Origin of the sequence: Parabacteroides distasonis ATCC 8503 (assembly GCF_000012845.1) — a bacterium.
GTDB lineage: Bacteria > Bacteroidota > Bacteroidia > Bacteroidales > Tannerellaceae > Parabacteroides > Parabacteroides distasonis.
On the sequence record NC_009615.1, the window covers coordinates 1,858,921 to 1,876,807 of the forward strand.

19 protein-coding genes are annotated in these 17,887 nt (G+C 50.2%); 5 read left to right on the forward strand and 14 right to left on the reverse strand.

Features of this window, described 5'->3' with window-relative positions:
• Positions 1 to 25: 25 nt before the first annotated feature.
• The 4 genes from BDI_RS07915 to BDI_RS07930 form a co-directional block, all read right to left on the reverse strand.
• On the reverse strand, positions 26 to 1,573 hold the full coding sequence (locus BDI_RS07915; protein WP_011966520.1) for a lipopolysaccharide biosynthesis protein: 1,548 nt from the start codon (positions 1,571 to 1,573) through the stop codon (positions 26 to 28).
• A gap of 219 nt (positions 1,574 to 1,792) precedes the next feature.
• The gene (locus tag BDI_RS07920; protein ID WP_005855755.1) at positions 1,793 to 2,167 is read right to left on the reverse strand and encodes a HepT-like ribonuclease domain-containing protein; all 375 of its coding nucleotides are present in this window, start codon (positions 2,165 to 2,167) and stop codon (positions 1,793 to 1,795) included.
• Complete coding sequence (locus tag BDI_RS07925) at positions 2,160 to 2,453, reverse strand: nucleotidyltransferase family protein (protein WP_005855753.1); 294 nt, start codon at positions 2,451 to 2,453, stop codon at positions 2,160 to 2,162. The genes BDI_RS07920 and BDI_RS07925 overlap by 8 nt, the downstream gene beginning before the upstream one ends.
• Positions 2,454 to 2,522: 69 nt before the next feature.
• Positions 2,523 to 2,951, reverse strand: coding sequence for a hypothetical protein (locus BDI_RS07930; RefSeq protein WP_005855752.1), 429 nt, complete (start codon positions 2,949 to 2,951; stop codon positions 2,523 to 2,525).
• A 137-nt stretch (positions 2,952 to 3,088) separates the two neighbouring features.
• Here BDI_RS07930 and BDI_RS07935 point away from each other — a divergent pair, with 137 nt between their 5' ends.
• The gene (locus BDI_RS07935; protein ID WP_005855750.1) at positions 3,089 to 3,652 is read left to right on the forward strand and encodes a BT4734/BF3469 family protein; all 564 of its coding nucleotides are present in this window, start codon (positions 3,089 to 3,091) and stop codon (positions 3,650 to 3,652) included.
• Between the two features lie 55 nt (positions 3,653 to 3,707).
• Positions 3,708 to 5,540: a DUF3987 domain-containing protein gene (locus tag BDI_RS07940; protein WP_011966522.1), complete on the forward strand. Its 1,833-nt coding sequence runs from the start codon at positions 3,708 to 3,710 to the stop codon at positions 5,538 to 5,540.
• 133 nt (positions 5,541 to 5,673) lie between these two features.
• Here BDI_RS07940 and BDI_RS07945 read toward each other — a convergent pair whose 3' ends face one another.
• Entirely contained in the window at positions 5,674 to 5,913 is a 240-nt protein-coding gene (locus tag BDI_RS07945; RefSeq protein ID WP_009017759.1) for a DUF4248 domain-containing protein, read from the reverse strand.
• A gap of 229 nt (positions 5,914 to 6,142) precedes the next feature.
• Here BDI_RS07945 and BDI_RS07950 point away from each other — a divergent pair, with 229 nt between their 5' ends.
• On the forward strand, positions 6,143 to 6,640 hold the full coding sequence (locus tag BDI_RS07950; protein WP_005855743.1) for an HU family DNA-binding protein: 498 nt from the start codon (positions 6,143 to 6,145) through the stop codon (positions 6,638 to 6,640).
• Positions 6,641 to 6,743: 103 nt separating this feature from the next.
• Here the strand turns inward: BDI_RS07950 and BDI_RS21340 are convergent, their stop codons facing one another.
• Positions 6,744 to 6,866: a hypothetical protein gene (locus BDI_RS21340; protein WP_255223120.1), complete on the reverse strand. Its 123-nt coding sequence runs from the start codon at positions 6,864 to 6,866 to the stop codon at positions 6,744 to 6,746.
• Between the two features lie 19 nt (positions 6,867 to 6,885).
• Here BDI_RS21340 and BDI_RS20870 point away from each other — a divergent pair, with 19 nt between their 5' ends.
• Entirely contained in the window at positions 6,886 to 6,969 is an 84-nt protein-coding gene (locus BDI_RS20870) for a smalltalk protein (protein WP_158303814.1), read from the forward strand.
• Positions 6,970 to 7,000: 31 nt separating this feature from the next.
• Complete coding sequence (locus BDI_RS07955; RefSeq protein ID WP_008772489.1) at positions 7,001 to 7,447, forward strand: N-acetylmuramoyl-L-alanine amidase; 447 nt, start codon at positions 7,001 to 7,003, stop codon at positions 7,445 to 7,447.
• 49 nt (positions 7,448 to 7,496) lie between these two features.
• Here BDI_RS07955 and BDI_RS07960 read toward each other — a convergent pair whose 3' ends face one another.
• The 8 genes from BDI_RS07960 to BDI_RS07995 form a co-directional block, all read right to left on the reverse strand.
• Entirely contained in the window at positions 7,497 to 8,636 is a 1,140-nt protein-coding gene (locus tag BDI_RS07960) for an MraY family glycosyltransferase (RefSeq protein ID WP_011966523.1), read from the reverse strand.
• 14 nt (positions 8,637 to 8,650) lie between these two features.
• Positions 8,651 to 11,104 (reverse strand): GumC family protein, encoded by a 2,454-nt coding sequence (locus BDI_RS07965; RefSeq protein ID WP_011966524.1) that lies wholly within the window; start codon positions 11,102 to 11,104, stop codon positions 8,651 to 8,653.
• A gap of 37 nt (positions 11,105 to 11,141) precedes the next feature.
• Positions 11,142 to 11,939, reverse strand: a complete 798-nt coding sequence (locus BDI_RS07970; protein ID WP_011965900.1) for a polysaccharide biosynthesis/export family protein — start codon at positions 11,937 to 11,939, stop codon at positions 11,142 to 11,144.
• A gap of 47 nt (positions 11,940 to 11,986) precedes the next feature.
• The gene (locus tag BDI_RS07975; protein WP_005863166.1) at positions 11,987 to 12,415 is read right to left on the reverse strand and encodes a BT0820 family HAD-type phosphatase; all 429 of its coding nucleotides are present in this window, start codon (positions 12,413 to 12,415) and stop codon (positions 11,987 to 11,989) included.
• 173 nt (positions 12,416 to 12,588) lie between these two features.
• Complete coding sequence (locus BDI_RS07980; RefSeq protein ID WP_005857929.1) at positions 12,589 to 12,993, reverse strand: hypothetical protein; 405 nt, start codon at positions 12,991 to 12,993, stop codon at positions 12,589 to 12,591.
• A gap of 5 nt (positions 12,994 to 12,998) precedes the next feature.
• Positions 12,999 to 14,111, reverse strand: coding sequence for a transcription termination/antitermination protein NusG (gene nusG, locus BDI_RS07985; RefSeq protein WP_011965899.1), 1,113 nt, complete (start codon positions 14,109 to 14,111; stop codon positions 12,999 to 13,001).
• A gap of 528 nt (positions 14,112 to 14,639) precedes the next feature.
• Entirely contained in the window at positions 14,640 to 15,572 is a 933-nt protein-coding gene (locus BDI_RS07990; RefSeq protein WP_005857932.1) for a tyrosine-type recombinase/integrase, read from the reverse strand.
• Positions 15,573 to 15,689: 117 nt separating this feature from the next.
• Positions 15,690 to 17,849: a M3 family metallopeptidase gene (locus BDI_RS07995; RefSeq protein WP_005866465.1), complete on the reverse strand. Its 2,160-nt coding sequence runs from the start codon at positions 17,847 to 17,849 to the stop codon at positions 15,690 to 15,692.
• Positions 17,850 to 17,887: the final 38 nt, after the last annotated feature.

Consider the following 17,887-nt stretch of genomic DNA (forward strand, 5'->3'; position numbering starts at 1 on the left):
ATCATACAACCTATATATCACTATACTATTTTCTCCCATTCATCATACTTTGAATTCTTCGAATAAAGCGATTCAAACCAAGTCCTAAAAAATAAAACATAGATAAAAGAATGAGTGTATACAAAATTGTAATAAACACTCCATATACAAAAGAAGATAAAGCACTTTCAAATGAGTGCATTGGGACAAATTTCAATACAGAATAAATAAGTATTATACTAACAATTGCAACACTTAAATGCTTAACGTACATAATTATATACAATTTCAATCGTTGTTTCAAAGCTTTTCGAAACAAATAATAAGGTTTCCAACAAAAAACAACAAGAAATAAACTTATCAACACACCCAACAATACACCATTTAACCCCCAAAAATATCCTAATAACACAGACAAACAGATATTGATAGAAGCCTCCGTAACTGGAGCAAAAATATCACCAAACAAACCATAAGCATTGATATAAGCATCCACGGTCGTACGGTTTAATTGAATAAACAAAGTAACAGTCATCAATAGCAATGTCATGGTATCCATCACATATTCATTACCCACCCAAAGTATTATAAATAAAGGAGTCAACATAAACACTCCAAAACACATTATACAAGTGAATAGAAAACGAACAGAGAATAATTCCTCAAACACCGACATAATCTGTTTACGATTTCCCTCTGCCACTAAATTCCCAATTCCTGCGTTCATGCTATTAAAAATGGCAGTCATCAAAGTTTGAATCCCAAGGATAACCAACATGTAATTGCCATATAACGCCACTACAGTTAGTGTAGTGTAGGCGTAAATAATGATCGGGCTAGTTTGTGTCAAAGCAAAGCTACCGATCTTATGAAAAAACAATTGCTTAACTTTCTTAATAATAGCTGGATACTTTCTCGATAATTCCCGACCTCGTCCTAATTTAGTTTCTAGAAATGGATAAGTCTGCCGGACCATTCTATTTAACACCAACGAAGCTACGATCGCAAACACAATCTCCAATACCAACCACCATACATAACCGTCTCTCAAATATCGAATCGCCAATATCTGACAAAGGGTTTTAATCAACATCGAGGCCTTATAGCTATACTGGATCTTATACTCTTTCTGGTCAGCGGATAAAACGATCTGCTTATAATTAACAAAATAACTCAGCAATGCACTAACTAGCAGCACTCCGAAAGAAGCATACGCATACCATAAGGGTAACGGCATCTTAGCGAAGATCCAAGGGAAAAACGCCATCAACACGAGACTTCCCACTATCACGATCCATGCGATACGCCGATACAACCAGCCTTGCAAGGAAACAATCTCATTGATAGCAACCGTATCCTTCTCTAATAAAGGCTTATATAATGTACAAGCAATGGCTGATCCTATTCCTAATTCCGCAAGGTTCAAGAACTGAAGCAAATTGGTAGCCGTAGTATTCAGTCCCAAGATCTCTGCCCCAAGATAATCCAAGAATACCTTACGGGAGAAAAATTGAAGAACCAGATTAATAAAATAAAAAGCCAAGGCTACCAAACTATTTTTTATACTTTTCGAAGTTCGTGAGTCTGTTACCATTGCTACAAAGAATTGTGTTTAATACAAAAATTGCTCTCCATGATAAAGAGCATACGCACGTAGAGGAACAGCGTATTCTTCGCTATCCGCTTATTATTCTCTGATTTACTAGGAATAAAGACAAGTACACAAACCACTCCCATCCCGCCGGTAAACCAGTAGGGCAAAAAACGAGTGTCTTGATTTAAAATGAGTTTAAACTATATTTATCGTGATAAGTCACCGAGACAAATCCCTCAGCATAACACAAATAGTGGAGTACAAATCCGGAACCTCCTTTTGAAGACTATAAAGTATCACGCTTGCGTCAATATCAAAATAATGATGGACAATGATATCTCTCATCCCTTTAATATCCTTCCAGTTTACAGCCGGATATTTAAGAAGTAATTCCTTATTCGTTATTTTGTCTAGATTTTTGATTGCCTCACCTACAGCGACAAGTTTCATACAAACACTATCCAATAGAATCATACCAGACTCATTCATATAAAAATCATCAACCTTATGAATATGCGAAGTTCTTGCCATTATCATTGAAAGAGTATCCTTTATCTGCGACAAGGTATCCAAGGCCAACTCCGTATCAAACATAGATTCCCTCCCTCTCGATTCGTTTACGAAGCAACTGATTCATCCGGTCTCTAAGACGGATGATATCCACCGGGCTTCCCAACAATTCTTCCAATTCATTTTTCAAATGGGAGAGAGAGAAAAGCCCTTGCGCCTCACCCTCGTAATAAATGTCCACATCACTGCTTTCCGTCTGTTGATCACGAGCTACAGAGCCAAAGATACCCATCTTCAAGATTCCGTACTTTTTGCCTTTACGAACCTTGAAGTCTCTTAATAACGCTAGGATCTCTTGTCTCGACTTCATAAGAAAATAGAATATTGACAAAGAAACAAATAAATATCCAATTATGCAATCATTCATAAACCAAAACACCTACCCCTCCCCCAGCACATACTTCACGATCGCCCGCCGGATATTGCGCAAGCTCTTGCCTTGCTTGAAGGGGAGCAGGGGGATGATGGCGTTGATGAATTCCTTGCTCTTGATAAGTTTGGCCGGTTCCACGCAGTCGCAAAAGACCTCGTTGAAAAGGTCGGTCAGCACCGTTTGGCAGAGGGTGGCCACATCCGGGCATTGGGCGATTCGCTTTACGAAGTCGTGACGCACCTCCTCGTCTTGGATATAGGAGGCTAATAAATCACACGGCTCCGGATCCGGCCTCACGTCTTTTTCCGAAACGACCTCCGGCTTTTCTCCCGGGTCCAAGCAAATATATTGAATGGCAAACATGGCGTTGGGCAGCACCTGTATGTTCTCGCCATGGATGTGCAGCACACACGGGCTCGCTTTCTCTTCACTCATATCTTCTTCTTTTTCCTGTCACCGAATTACTTTTATGCGCAAATAACTTACCGATAGGTGCAAATAACTTACCGGACCGTTTTTTCTCACTCTTTTACCTTTCCTTTACCAGCCTAAACTTTAAATCAAACGAGTTAATGAAAGAATGTATCATGTCCTTTTTCAACGCCCCCATCTCCAATCAAGTGCCGAGTGGCGTGACCAGTGTCAAACAGTTGCATACCTATATCACCTCCAACGAGTGGCTGAAAGAACGAACGCTCAGCGTACAGGACGCTTTGAGCGACGAGAAACGGTTCCGCAAACTGAAGCAAAACTTACTGCCATACGTCACACCGGCCGGGGTCTTCTCCTATCGCAAGGAAGACCGCCTGTTATTCCTTTCCGGAGAGTTTGTCATCGATATCGACCATCTCCCCTCGCCGGAGGAAACCCTCCACTGGCGAGACACCTTGTTCGCCGATAATAAACTGAGACCGGACCTAGCTTTCGTCAGCCCAAGCACCACAGGCGTGAAACTGCTCGTCCCCTACCGGCTCTCACCCAAGGCTTCCATAGAGGAATCTTTTGATAAGGCACGGCTATCGGCATGGGAATACCTGAAATGGAAATACGGATTGAATGCGGATGCCTCAAACGCCGATCTCTCACGGGCGTGTTTCCTCTGCCATGATCCCTCCGCTAAGCTGCGGGAGAGTTGATAGTTGACAAGTGACTGTTGACAGTTTAAATCATAAATTATAACTTATAAATCAAATGAACCCATTATCAGATTTAGAGCGGCTTGTCGCCGCCATCGAACACCAAGGGGCGAACATCGCTCCCACTTACCAAGAGTATATGCCGATCGCCTTCGCCACCGCCAACGATTGCGGGGAAGCGGGAAGGACGTTCTTTCATCGCATCTGCCGCCTGTCCGAGAAATACGTCTACGAAGAAGCGGACAAGCTATACGACCACGCCCTCAAAGCGGGCAACGGGCGCAACGGATTAGGCTCCGTCTTCCACTGGGCCGAGATTGCCGGCGTAAAAACGGACAAGCAACTGGCCGACACCTTCCGCCAATACCCGAGGGAGAACAAGAATCCTTCAAACCTTCAAGCCCCTCTCACACCCACACACGCACATACGTACGCACGTGAGGACTTGCCACCCGCTTTCCCGAATTATCCGTGGCCCCCGTTCATCAAGCAGATGATCGATTGCGGGAACTCCATCGCCCAGCGTGACATACTCCTGCTGGGAGTATTCACCGTACTCGGGGGCACCTTGAACAAGCGGGTACGGGTGTTATACGGACAAAAATACATGTATCCATGCCTACAAACCTTCATCGTAGCGCCTCCCGCCTCCGGAAAAGGAGCCTTGACATGGGTCAGGCGCCTAGCTGAACCTATTCACGAGGAGATGATGGCCCGCTACAAAGACAGCCTAAAGAATTATCGGGAGGAAAAGAACCGATGGGACTCACTCGGCAAGAAACGCTCCGAGACGCCCGAGCCGGAACAACCGCCCCTCAAGATGTTCCTCATAGCCGGCGATAACTCGGGTACCGGTATCTTAGAGAACCTCATAGAGGCCGACGGCGTGGGGCTGATCTGCGAGACCGAGGCTGATACCGTGAGTACCGCCATCGGAGCGGATCACGGCCATTGGAGCGATACCTTGCGTAAATGCCACGACCATGAGCGACTGGCCTTCAACCGGCGTACTAATCATGAGTACCGGGAATGCGATGAGTCTTATCTCAGCGTATTGCTAAGTGGAACCCCGGCGCAAGTAAAGCCGCTAATCCCCTCGGCGGAGAACGGCCTGTTCTCTCGCCAGTTATTCTATTTCATGCCACCTATCGATGAGTGGATGGACCAATTCGATTCGGAAAGCGAGGATTACGGCCTACGCTTCGCCACATGGGGAACACAATGGAAACAGGTACTGGACCTGATCAACGGATCGGTCCAAACGATCCAGCTAAGGCTATCCGAGAAACAGAAAGAGCTGTTCAACCAACGGTTCGCCCAGTTATTCTCCCACGCCGGTTACGCCTATGGAGGTTCCATGCGAAGCGCCGTCGCCCGTATCGCCATCAATACCTGCCGGATCCTGAGTATAGTAGCCCTGTTGAGAGCCTTGGAGAAATTCCTCCCTCCCCAACAAAAAATTTTCAATTCTCAATTTTCCATTTTCAATTCCCCCGGTCTCTCCCCCGCCCCGGAGATACCCATCGAGAATATCAAGGATGGTATCGTCCCCAAGCTGGACCTGCGGGTCACCGACGAGGATTTCCAAGCCGTACTCACGCTCATAGAGCCTCTTTACCGCCATTCGAGCTACGTGCTGGGCTTCCTGCCTACCTCCGAGGCCATCCCTGTCCAGACCTCTCCTGAACAGGCTTTATTCAATGCCCTCCCAATGATGTTCTGCCGTCGGCAGGCCGTGGAGGAGGCAGCGAAGAACGGCATACCCGAGAAAACACTCGACTCCTCCCTCAAACGGATGCTGGAGAAGGGAACACTGATCAAGACCGCACGGGGCGAGTACGCTTTCTCCTCGCACGTGTGTGTGCGTGAGGGACGCCCGAAGGAATGAAGGAATGAAGGAAATGCCACTACTGTCATTGCCCGTAAGCACTACCGTCGCAGCCCTACGCCAGTACTGGCGTTGTCTGATGCCAGTACCGGCATCGCCGCTCGCCTATACCGACGGGTGGCGGTGTCTCCTCTCAAGGACGACCCAAGTAACGGAAGATCAGCTCCACTTGCAGGGAGGTGAAGACCCGTTGCCTCGAGCGGTAGCCCGTATCACCAAGCTCCCGGGTCAGACGATCGTTATACCGCATCCATTCCGCCAGCCGGTTCAGGGCCGAGACGGGGCTGATCTCGGGGGCGTAGGCCATGGCCAGCTCCCGCTTGGAATAGGGCCGCACGGGCCACTCGTCGATTTGTGTATATCCTGTTCGCATATCGTTCGCATTTTTAAGATTTATCTTATTGGTATAAAGATACTTAAAACATACGACACGAACAACTATACGGATGTTTATTTTTCAGCATATCTCCTCTTTTATCTCCCTTATTCATCCACTGTCAGCGGTATTCATTTCAGAGGAAACCGAATGTCGTACATTCGTTATCGAAAACAAATCGATTTCATTTTCAATTTTCAATTATCAATTTTTAATTATCAAATCTATGGCTTTAAATTACAGCGTGTCCCTTCGGACCAACCCTATCAAGAAAGACGAGCCGGCGAAAGCGTACGCCACGGCACAGATCAATGGTGAGCTATCGCTCAAGCAGCTGAGCCGCCGGGTATCCATGCAAACCACCGTCAGCCGGGCGGATGTGGTGGCGGTATTGATCTCCACTGTCGAGAACCTGCTCGATGCCCTCCAAGAGGGGAAACAGGTGGATTTCGGCGAACTGGGTAAATTCCGGCTCCATATCCTCAACGAGGGTGCGGAGAGTCTTGAGAAATTCACATCTACAAACATCACCGGGGTTAGTATCCAGTATATACCGGGCGAGGACTTGAAGAATGTCTTCGCCGGGCTGGAGTTCCAACCTGTGGCTACTCGCAAGGCTCAGCAAGCGGTGCTCCGTGCGGAGAAGGCTGGGGAGACTACCGTGGATATCTCGAAGAAGCCGGCTGCTGGGGGTGGGGATTCGGAGTCGCCTGATGAGATCTAACGTGTCACTTTTGGCTTGACCCAAAAGTAACCAAAAGGTCAAGGCTGACGCTGACGGGCTACTTCGAGACCTACGCTCGCTGTCGCATCCCAACTCGCTACGCTCAGACAGGGATGCTCCTCACGCTCGCTACGGTCTCTTCGCTTGACGCCCGTCCGCTGAGGCCGTCCGAAGGAAAGCGAAGCTTTCCTCTTATATCAGCCGGGATTCCTAATTCATAACTCATAATTTAAAATTCATAATTCATGAAAAAGTCCGTATGGAGTACCATTATCAAAGTGATCATCGCCGTAGCTACCGCCATCGCGGGAGCACTTGGCATCCAATAATGTATTCTCTAATTTTCAATTTTCAATTATCATGGGTAAGGCTTATTGTTTCTACCAGAATTACAGGGAGGTTCGCCTCCTTGTAATTCATTGCTCGGCTACACGATATGACAGGGATTTTCCTGTGGAGGCGCTCCGTTCATCGCACAAGGCACGGGGATTCGCCGATATCGGCTATCATTTCTATATCACACGGGACGGGGAATTACACCGCTGCCGGCCGGTCAATCAGATCGGGGCGCACGCAGCCGGATGGAACGACAAAAGTATCGGTATATGTTACGAGGGAGGACTCGACGAACAAGGCCGTCCAGCTGATACCCGGACCTACGCCCAGCGGTGTACCTTGATGGATCTGCTACGGCAATTACGAAGGGACTATCCGGAGGCACGCATCCTAGGACATTACCAATTAAGCCCTTACATACGCAAGGCTTGCCCTTGCTTTGACGCAAGGGAGGAGTATCTCGTCTTATAAAATAGATACCGGCTCGTCATTCACTCGCTAGATTGTCCGGTTTCACGACTTACTTTGTAAAAATACCCCCTATCTCTTTCAGCTCTTGCTCTTTATGATGCCTCGTTATGAAGCGGTTGATCGTCAAGTGAAGGATAGACCATAAAACCAAGTTCAAGAGCAAGAGGTAGGTGGCGTTTACCTTCATGGCCAATAAGACATTCAATACGATGAAAAAAACAGATACGCACAGAATCGTCACCATCACCATCCGTACACGCATACCCGTACGAAGCAGCTTGTGATGGAAATGATTCTTATCGGGCAAGAACGGGTTACGATGATTACGAAGGCGATGAAGCACCACACGGATCACATCGAGTAAAGGGACCAAGACCGTGGAGAAAGCGATCACCATATAGGGATTTGGTAACTCCGGTGAGACTTGGTTCGACACGCACAGATGGATGATCAGGAAACTGATCACGTAGCCCAGCGTAAGACTACCCGCATCACCCATAAAGAGCTTATGGCCACGGTTTGCGTTGCCAAAGACGTTGTAACACCAAAAAGGCATGAGGACTCCCAGCGTACAGATGGCCAACAAGGCGTACACATACTGCATGCGGATAAAGAAGATCACGCTCAAGACCGACAGGGCGATACTGCACAAACCGGAGGCCAAGCCATCGATACCGTCTATCAAGTTAATGGCGTTCGTGATATACACCACGATAAAGACCGTGACGGGGATCCCCACCCAAGCGGGAACCGAGTACACACCGAACAAGCCTCCCAAGGAACCGAACCAATTACCGGACAGTACTAATAATAACGCCGACACGATCTGGACGGCGAACTTGTAACGGTAGCCAACACCCACTAGATCGTCGCAGACACCCACTAGATAGAGTAACGTCATGCCCACGAACAGAAAGAGATACTCATAGAGCATGTTGAACGACAGGCTCGATGAGCCCATATCCCAAAAGTACAGGCGGAAGCCTATCACAAGGAACATGGACATCAGGATCACCGGAAAAAACGACAGGCCGCCCAGACGGGGGACCGGCGTCGTATGTACCTTACGGGAATCCGGGACATCATATAACCGTTTCTTGTGGGAGATCACCAAGATCCTCGGGATGATCACCATCCCGAACAGCACGGAGAAAAGGAAGCCCGACAGTAGTAGTAATGTTATTTGCATGATTTGCGTATTAGTTATTTCTTCTTGTCACCGGCCTCGAAACCGTAACCATAGCCGTAGCCATAACCGTATCCCTTGCCGTAGCCGTATTTCTTGCCGTAACCGTAGCCGTAGCTGTTCTTGCGCTTCGTCATGTCCAAGCCGTTGATCACCGTCGCGAGCTTCGGGAACTTTCGCTCACGCCGCAACACGTTGATGTAGCTGAAACCGGCCTTCGGTGTCACGTCCGCACGGCAGACGTACACGCACATGTCGGCCACACGGCCGATGATCGCCGTGTCCGTAACCATGCCGATAGGGGCTGTATCCAAGATGACATAGTCGTAGCGTTCCTTCAACCGGGCGATAGCCTTCTCCAGCACGTCACGGGCGACCAGCTCAGTCGGGTTCGGGGGGATGGGACCGCCCGGGAGGATATCGAGGTTAGGGCTGATATCGGATCGCTGGACCATGTCAAACAACTCCACGTGATCAGGGTCGCTAAGGTAGTTCGTGATGCCCTCCATCTTACGGGAGATATTGAACACCTTGTTCAGGCCCGGCTTGCGGATGTCCATGCCGACCACCACCACCCTCTTGCCCAAGTAAGCCAAGCTCACCGCCAAGTTGCCAGCGACGAAAGACTTGCCCTCGCCCGGTTGCGTGGAGCTGAAAAGGATCACACGCTCGTCCTTGCCTAGCATGAACAAGAGGTTCGTGCGCAACCCCCGGAACATCTCCTCCATCAGGTCGTTCTTGTTCTCACGCACCACGATCGAGCCCTCACCCGTCTTCTTGACCAACGGGAGCTCCGCCAAGATAGCCACGCCCGTGATCGCCTCGACGTCCTCACGGTTCTCGATCTTGTATTTCAACAGGTCATGAAGGTAGACAATGCCCACCGGGATCGCCAGGCCCAAGATCAACGCCGCAAGCATGAAAACCATCCTCTTCGGGGCGACAGGACGCTCATCGGCGAGCGGCTCCTCGATGATGCGGCCGTTGTTTGCCGTGGCTGCCAGCGTGATGGCGTTCTCCTCACGCTTCTGCAACAGCATGACGTACAACGTGGCCTTGATCTCCTGCTGGCGGGAGATCGTCATGAACTCCTTCTCCTGCCTCGGGGCGTCGCTGATGCGGCTCTCGAACTTGCTCGCCTGACGGTCGATGTCCGCCTTGGCGATCTGGAGACCCTTCAAGACACTGTTCACCGTCGTCCTCACGTTGCGGCGCATAGCCTCGATGCCGGCGTTCATGTTGATGATGGCCGGGTTGCTGTCCGAAGAGGTGCGCAACAGGCGCTTGCGCTCGATGATCATCGTGTTGTACTGGTCGATGACAGAGGTGAGGTTTTGATCCCGCAGGCCCACGTTGGCAGGGATCACCTCGTCCATGTTCGCAGGATCGTCGATATAATTGCGGAGATACTGCACCAAGTTGATCTGCGTGGCGTTCTCCGTACGTTGTTGCTCATACCTCGAGCTTTCCTGCAAAGCCATCTGGGCGTCGCTCGTCAAATTCGTCAGGCCGGAGCGTTGCTTGAAGGCAGCGAGCTCGCTCTCCGTAGTGCCCAGCTCGCCGTTGATGATGCCGATGCGCTCCTCGATGAACTCAGCCGTCTTCTGCGCCACCTCGTTCTTCTCGTCGTTGGCGTCCTGGTTGTAGAACGACACCAAGCGATTGATGAAGTCCACGCCTCGTCGCCTCACCGTGTTCCTCAAGGATACCTTGGCGATCGTCGTCGTCTTGGACGAGGGTGTCACGCTCAACTCCTTGCCGTAAGCCTCGGCAGTGGACGTGGGCGTATGGACGTGGGCCACCAGCTCGATCTCCCCGCCCTCCAACTCGGGTATGGAATCCATGCCCGTGAAACTGAAAACCCCCACGGGGGTGGGCAATATGGCGGGGAGCCTGTCGAAGCCCTGCTCCATCGTCTCCTCGTCACCCTCCTTGTCGATCTTGTACTCCGCTCTCACCGTTAGCTGACCCTCCTTCGTGTAGCGCATGCGCAGCTCGACGGGGGCCACCAGACGGTCCGCCTCCTCGGGGGTGATGAACACGTTAACGGGGGAGTTCTTGTATAACGGGGGGTTGAAGCCCAAGGCGTTCGACTCCTCCATGTCGATATATAGGCCCATGTCACTCACCACCTTCTTGATCAACGTGCGGGACCTCAGGATCTCGACCTCGTTGTCGAAGTTGCTCGTCATCGAGAGCATGCCGAGGTCCTGTATGGCGGCAAGGCCGCTGGCGGCGTTAGCCCCCTTCTTCTCGTCCTCCTTGATCAGCACCGACGACGTGACGTTATACACCGGCGTCTGGTAACGCAGGAACACGTACATGCCGATACAACAGGCCAGCACGCTCGCCACGAACCAAGGCCAATAAACCATATACTTGAAAAACACGGCGTAAAGATTGATCTCACGATCCTCCCCCTCCGGATTGTTATTATTATTATTGCTTGTATTTATACCATCGTCCACCATCTCTCTAAATTTTCAATTCTCAATTCTCTATTTTCAATTATTTAAGTATGTTCACCAACAGGCCGGCGATCGAGACCAAGATCGAGATCGAGCTCACCCACAACGTCGTGCTGTTACCGATATCGGAGTTCTTCGCCTTCGTCTCGTTCGGCGTGACATAAAGGATGTCGTTCTGTTTCAAATAATAATACGGGGAGGTCACGATTCCGGCGTTGTTCAGGTCAAGGTTGATGATCTTGCGCTTCCCGCTCTCGTCCTCGCGGATCAGCTTCACGTTGTCACGTACGCCGTAGATCGTCATGTCGCCGGCCATCGCCAACGCCTCCAGAACGTTCACCTTCTCGTTCCCGATCGTGAAGCTGCCCGGACGGGCCACCTCGCCCAAGACCGAGATCTTGTAGTTCGCCATGCGCACCGTCACGATGGGCGCCTCCTTCAAGTAAGGCCTCAATCTCTCACGGATCAGGCTCTCCGCCTCGTTCTTCGTCAAGCCGCCGACCCTCAGCGTACCGATCACAGGGAAGTCGATCTCGCCGGAGTTGTTCACGAGGTATTGCTGCAACGTGGGTTGCGTCGTCGTGTTGATGTTCGTCAGGGCCGCGTTCAACGGGGTCTGCACCGTCAGGTTGAACGGGGCCGCCGCCTGAGGGTCCGTCGTGTTGACCGTGATGCTCAACAGGTCCTTCGGCATGATCTTGGCGTCATACAGGGGAAGCGTCCCCTCGAAATCGTTCACCGCCTCCGGGTTCTGGAGGTAGGGCACGTTCTTGTAGGACGTGCACGCCGCCAGCAAAAGGGGCAGCGAGAATAGGAACAGTAGTCTTTTGATCTTCATATTATTTTGTTATCGTTTTTATTTCTTTAAACACGGATGACACGGACTTAACGGAAAAGGCGGGACAGGAAACCTTTGGGTTTCTCCGGCTCGTATTCCGACTCGTATTTACGCGTCAAGTCCTCATAGCTCAGTCCCTTGGTCACCATCTCGTAGATCGTGCCCCAGTCCGGGAGGCCGCCGAGGTTGCGGTCGTCGATGAAAACGTCCGCCTTCAGCTTGCGGGAGAAGTGGTTGTTCCGGTCTCTCTCCTCCTCCGGGTAGTCACGGTTCACCGCGTAGAACTCCAAGCCACGCTCACGGCAGAAGGACAACGCCTCCTCCAAGAGCCCGCCCTCACGGACCGTCCAAAGGATCAGCTTATGCCGATCCGATTGCAATTTCCTCAACGTCTCGATGGCGAAAGGAAGCTCACGACCGATCGCCGGATACTTGTGCTCGACGATCGTACCGTCGAAATCTACCGCTATTATCATCTCTTTAATTCTCAATTTTCAATTCTCAATTATAAAAGGGCCGGACCACCGGACGGCCGGAGTGGTATATGTTAAAGCGGGGTCAGCCTATCGGCCAAAGCCAAGGGGTCTCCTAGCCGCTAGAGACGGCCATTGCCATCCGGGGGATCCGACCGTTTCTTTTCTGCCCTTATCTAATTCTCGCTTAACCGGGGCAAGCCCTCCACCTCGCCGGCGTGCCATTCACGGTAGTCCGCCAAGGGAAACCCGGGGACGGTCAATAGCTTGTAATCCGACCCGTCTCTTCTCAAGATATGCTTGCGGGTATATGAGCGGAGCGAGCGATCCGTAACGGACACCATCACGATCGGGAACGGGTAGGCGAACAGGCGCAACGGAGTGGTCTCGCTATCCGGGAACGCACGATGCAGCTGGTAGGCCGAACGCTCGAACGCTACCCAGTAGGGACCCGTGCAATACAGGTGTATTGAGTTTCGGTTCGCACGCTCACGATCCATGATCTCTGTCAAACGCTCACGCAACAGGTTCATCAGCCGGATGCCCGAAGGGACGCCGCATGTCTCTCTCTCTTCTCTCATATCTTTTATTCATCGCCGTTCCCGTGCCCGAACCAGCGGTCGTAATCCCGTAAACGACGTATCAACACGGACTTGCTCCTCTTGGGCGAGGCCTCCTCCATCCAAGGGCCAACCAGCTCGTGCGCCATGCGCTGGTAGAGGCTGCTGTCCGTACAGCCGTACAGCGTGACCAGCAACAAGGCACGGGATTGCGGCGCTTTTATCACCGGGAGCATGCTGCGCATCGTGGAGAGCAAACGATCGAACTCATCCGACTCGCCCAAAAGCAGATAGGCTGGAAGGAGCAAAGAGTAAAGCTTGCAACGGATCACGTCGGTCTCACCACGGAGAGAGGCGTAGCCACGCAGGACCTCACGGGCCAGACGGGCATCCTCATCCACTACCACGCCAGAGGCGTGGTAACGGCCCAAGGCCCCGTGCAAGCCCTCCGACAGACGGTCGTTGTCCAAATGGGTATACACGTGCTTGCCCCCCGTGTTCAGCTCGATCAACTCGTACTCCCCAGCTCTCACCTCGAACAAGGGGACCCACAGACAGTCGAGGATACGCACCATCACGTCCTTATGCCCACCGCCCGGCTGCACCACCACCTCCGCCTCCATGTCGGTAAAAGGGCCGGAGGTGATACGCACACGGTCGCCTTTCAACAAGCGGCCGCTATCTGGCACGTATACGGGAAGCTCGTTGGAGTAAGAAGCCGCGACCCAACGCAAGGTATCCATCTCACGATCCGAGAGGTACGGGAAATAAGACCGCCCGCCGGAGGAAACCCGGGGGAGGAAATTATACAGGGGAAGCGTACGCTTCAGGCTAAAGATCTCGTTCTCCGAGGCGTGGACGAACACGTAGTTGTACAGCAGGGGCCGTTTCGTGTTGACCATCTTGCCGCCCACCTTCCTCGCCTCGACATACGAGGGGGAGAAATACTCGAACAAGGCCTCCCCACGACGCTCACGGCGGGAAAGCTCAGCGTCCAGCCCCTTCGAGGGGCTGATCCTGTCACGCCCGCCACCGGCGGTAGGGAGCGTGAGCACGTACCAGCGGACGGCCTCCTGGTCACGTCGCTTCAGAACATGCGCCATGAACCTATCCGAGCACTTGCCTGTTAATATATCCATCTCTATGATTATCTTTTCCAGTGGTTATCCCATGGTCCGAAAACAGACCCCACGGCAATTCAGAGCCCTACCAAGAATCATTTACATCATCTTGATAAACAGCGTTTTATATTTTTAAATATGGCATTACTGAAAATTACCATCTCTCGAAATCTTAGGCTACTTGGGGAGTAGCCTAAAAGGTGCGAGAACGGTTATCACCCGGTTGTAGAGACGGGGCACGCCCCGTCTCCCACTGTCTGATAGTAGCTTTAAGTTACCATTTGGAGGGGATGAGACGGGGCATGCCCCGTCTCTACAGGAATACACACAGGTTATAAGGCATGGTGGAATGATACCGGGAACAAGAGGTCATTTCACCCGCATCACCATGTCTATACGTCTAGGATAAAACAGGAAAATCAAAAAATAGAGAGGATCAAACGCCTACAATGAGTAAACAAGCGCATTTGTTTGCTTGTTTTTAGTTATTTTTTACTACATTTGCGCCGTGAAAGAATACGCTACTCCCCAAGTAGCCTACTCCCTTTACCCTACTTTCGGTACATGATTGTACACACTCTCAAAACAAATTTTATTCACCGCAGACATCTTTTCCAACGAGAAACTTTTCAAATAGATTTGCGTAGTCTTGATCGATTTATGGCCCAATAGTTCGCTGATCATCTCAATCGGGACATCCTGTTCCTTCAAAATCATCGCAAAAGAATGACGGATCGAATATGAGGTGATCGGGATAGACACACCGCAGGCTCTCGCCAACCTCTTCAAATTCCGGTTAAAATGGGCCAAAGCGGAAGTGTACTCCTTGTAGGCTTCTTTTCCCACTTTTATCCCTTTCAAGAAAGGAAACAAATAGGGTGAGTCCTTACCTACATCACTTGACAGTTCCCTCAGCGACTCCCATGCGGTAGATTGTACCTCTATAAGCATCGGAGTACCCGTTTTCTGGCGTTTATATTCCAAAACCCCACCCCGGACATTCTCCTTTTTCAGATGAGCGAAATCCACGAATGCCATACCGCAAAACTGGAACATCAGGCACAATGCCTGCCGTGTTTTTCTCAGTTCCGGATCATCTAATGAGGCCGTCATCAGAGAACGTAATAAATCCTGTGGTAACGCCTTTTTGCGTTTGCTCTCTATACCCGTGAAAACTCCCTTAAATAAATAAGGGATATAGGGGGCCAACCCTTCCTCCACCGCCATGTTGTACACACAACGGATCCGACGCATATAGGTCGACACCGTGTTCCATGTACATCCTTTATTCAACAAAAAGGCCTGATAACGCCGAAGGTTCTCCTTATTGACATAGATATAGGGAATTACCTCCAACCCACAAAACCGCATGAATGAGTTCAATGCATCCTGATAGCTCTTCGCCGTGGAATAACGCCCATCCACACGCAATTTATAGATATACAACCTCATCCCTTCTACTAAATCCTTTTTCTCCATACTATCGCTATTTTTTCGTGATAAAACTTAGCAAATGTAATACAGATCCGGGAGGTTGAGCATATACAAAAAAAGGCGAACCAACCGGTCCGCCTTTATAAAATCTCCATTTCTAGATTATTTCAGTCCTCTATTCTTCAGCAACGGATCCGTACCCGGTTCCTTGCCACGGAAATTCTTGTACATATCCATAGCGTCGTCGATACCGCCCGGGGTCAAGACATATTTACGGAATTTATCGGCACATTCTTGATTAAAGATGTCGCCGGTTTCCTTGAATGCCTCGAAAGCGTCGCAATCCAATACCTCAGCCCAGATGTAGCTATAATAGCCGGCGGTGTAGCCGCCACCCATCGTATGGTTGAAGTAAGTCGTACGGTAACGGGAAGGGATTTGTTTCAGCAAACCACGACGGCCTAACGTCTGTTGCTCGAAATCCATCACGTTCAAGTTGGCCGGAACATTATTCGTCTGGTCAACGAACTTGATCACCTTCTTATCCGCAGCGTCACCACTGATCGCATGGAAATCCATATCCAGATAAGAAGCCGCCAGATACTCCGTCGTAGCGAAACCTTGTCCGTACTTACCGCTCTTATCCAACTTCTCGATCAACTCGGCCGGGATCACCTCGCCGGTCTGATAATGCTTAGCGTACACCTTCAATACTTCCGGCTCGAATACCCAATGCTCCATAACCTGTGAAGGCAACTCCACGAAATCACGAGGAACACCGGAAACACCGGAGTAATGCACGTCACGGAACAAGCCGTGCAAACCATGACCGAACTCATGGAACAATGTATTCGCCTCATCAGCGCTCAACAACGCAGGTTGTCCCGGAGCGGGCTGGCTAAAGTTACAAACGATCGTTACGACCGGAGCCACACGCTTGCCATCCTTATAAGCCTGCGGACGATAAGAACCACACCACGCACCACCACGCTTGCTAGCACGAGGGAAGAAATCGAAATAAATAACGCCCAAATGAGAGCCATCCTTATCTTTGCACTCAAAAGCCTGCGCTTCCGGATAAGGCAACGGAATATTACGGATCGGGGTGAACGTGATACCATATAACTTATTAGCTACATAGAAAGCACCCTCACGAACATTATCCAACTTCAAGTAAGGACGAACCTCATTCTCATCCAAATTGAATTTAGCCTTCTTGGCCTTCTCGAAATAATAACGCCAATCCCAGCCCTCGGCCTCGAAATTGCCGCCTTCTTTCTTGATCTCGGCGTTTATATCGGCCAATTCCTCTTTCGCTTTCGCCAAAGCAGGCTTCCAAACCTCATCTAACAATTGATAAACCTTATCCGAGCTTTTCGCCATACGATCCTCCAACACGAAAGAAGCGTAATCATCATAGCCCATCAACTTCGCTTTCGCCAAACGAGCGGCAACCAAATCACGAACCACTTCCTTGTTATCGTTCTCATTATTATTATTACCACGGTTGATATAAGCGTTGAACATCTTCTCACGCAACTCACGTTTATCGGAATATTGCAAGAACGGCATCACGCTCGGGTTCTGCAAGGTAAATACCCATTTGCCTTCCATCCCGGCATCCTTAGCCGCTTGAGCGGCGTTAGCGATCAAGGTCTCGGGCAGACCGGAAAGATCCTCCTGCTTGTCGATCACCAATTTAAAAGCGTTCGTCTCTTTCAGCATATTCTGTCCGAAAGTAAGCTGTAGCATGGAGATCTTGCTATTCAACTCACGCAATTTAGCCTGATCCTCAGCGGAAAGATTAGCGCCACCCCGAACGAAGTCCTTATAAGTCTCCTCCAATAACTTCATTTGCTCCTTATCGAGACCCAACTCATCCTTCTTATCGTATACCGCCTTCACACGAGCGAATAATTTCGGATTCAAGTTGATATCATCACTATATTTTGACAATAGCGGCGACATCTCACGGCTTAACGCCTGCATCTCATCATTCGTATTCACGCTATTCTGTCCACCGAAAACGATCTGGACCTTCCGAAGCAACGCACCCTGCTCATCCAAAGCGACAATCGTATTCTCGAACGTCGGCTCCTCCGGGTTATTCACGATCGCCTCGATCTCCTTGCGTCCCTCTTCCATGCCTTGCAATAGGGCCGGTTTGTAGTGCTCGAACTTGATTTGATCAAAAGGTGGAACTCCAAACGGGGTGGTATATTCCGCAAAGAACGGGTTCTCACCCTCCACGGTCTTCTTTTCGGAAGTACCGCAGGCAGTAAGCATAACGGCTAATCCTGCTGCCATAATTAATTGTTTCATCTTTACTGATTTTTTGATTTATGAGTTATAAATTGTTC

What these genes read in the sequence shown, in the direction of transcription:
- BDI_RS07970 (WP_011965900.1), bottom strand. Translation starts at nt 11,939, where the DNA reads ATGAAGATCAAAAGACTACTGTTCCTATTCTCGCTGCCCCTTTTGCTG.
- BDI_RS07915 (WP_011966520.1), bottom strand. Translation starts at nt 1,573, where the DNA reads ATGGTAACAGACTCACGAACTTCGAAAAGTATAAAAAATAGTTTGGTA.
- BDI_RS07990 (WP_005857932.1), bottom strand. Translation starts at nt 15,572, where the DNA reads ATGGAGAAAAAGGATTTAGTAGAAGGGATGAGGTTGTATATCTATAAA.
- BDI_RS07945 (WP_009017759.1), bottom strand. Translation starts at nt 5,913, where the DNA reads ATGCGAACAGGATATACACAAATCGACGAGTGGCCCGTGCGGCCCTAT.
- BDI_RS07930 (WP_005855752.1), bottom strand. Translation starts at nt 2,951, where the DNA reads ATGAGTGAAGAGAAAGCGAGCCCGTGTGTGCTGCACATCCATGGCGAG.
- BDI_RS07975 (WP_005863166.1), bottom strand. Translation starts at nt 12,415, where the DNA reads ATGATAATAGCGGTAGATTTCGACGGTACGATCGTCGAGCACAAGTAT.
- BDI_RS07955 (WP_008772489.1), top strand. Translation starts at nt 7,001, where the DNA reads ATGGGTAAGGCTTATTGTTTCTACCAGAATTACAGGGAGGTTCGCCTC.
- BDI_RS07995 (WP_005866465.1), bottom strand. Translation starts at nt 17,849, where the DNA reads ATGAAACAATTAATTATGGCAGCAGGATTAGCCGTTATGCTTACTGCC.
- nusG (WP_011965899.1), bottom strand. Translation starts at nt 14,111, where the DNA reads ATGGATATATTAACAGGCAAGTGCTCGGATAGGTTCATGGCGCATGTT.
- BDI_RS07940 (WP_011966522.1), top strand. Translation starts at nt 3,708, where the DNA reads ATGAACCCATTATCAGATTTAGAGCGGCTTGTCGCCGCCATCGAACAC.
- BDI_RS07920 (WP_005855755.1), bottom strand. Translation starts at nt 2,167, where the DNA reads ATGTTTGATACGGAGTTGGCCTTGGATACCTTGTCGCAGATAAAGGAT.
- BDI_RS07960 (WP_011966523.1), bottom strand. Translation starts at nt 8,636, where the DNA reads ATGCAAATAACATTACTACTACTGTCGGGCTTCCTTTTCTCCGTGCTG.
- BDI_RS07925 (WP_005855753.1), bottom strand. Translation starts at nt 2,453, where the DNA reads ATGAAGTCGAGACAAGAGATCCTAGCGTTATTAAGAGACTTCAAGGTT.
- BDI_RS07950 (WP_005855743.1), top strand. Translation starts at nt 6,143, where the DNA reads ATGGCTTTAAATTACAGCGTGTCCCTTCGGACCAACCCTATCAAGAAA.
- BDI_RS21340 (WP_255223120.1), bottom strand. Translation starts at nt 6,866, where the DNA reads ATGAGTTATGAATTAGGAATCCCGGCTGATATAAGAGGAAAGCTTCGC.
- BDI_RS07965 (WP_011966524.1), bottom strand. Translation starts at nt 11,104, where the DNA reads ATGGTGGACGATGGTATAAATACAAGCAATAATAATAATAACAATCCG.
- BDI_RS07935 (WP_005855750.1), top strand. Translation starts at nt 3,089, where the DNA reads ATGAAAGAATGTATCATGTCCTTTTTCAACGCCCCCATCTCCAATCAA.
- BDI_RS20870 (WP_158303814.1), top strand. Translation starts at nt 6,886, where the DNA reads ATGAAAAAGTCCGTATGGAGTACCATTATCAAAGTGATCATCGCCGTA.
- BDI_RS07980 (WP_005857929.1), bottom strand. Translation starts at nt 12,993, where the DNA reads ATGAGAGAAGAGAGAGAGACATGCGGCGTCCCTTCGGGCATCCGGCTG.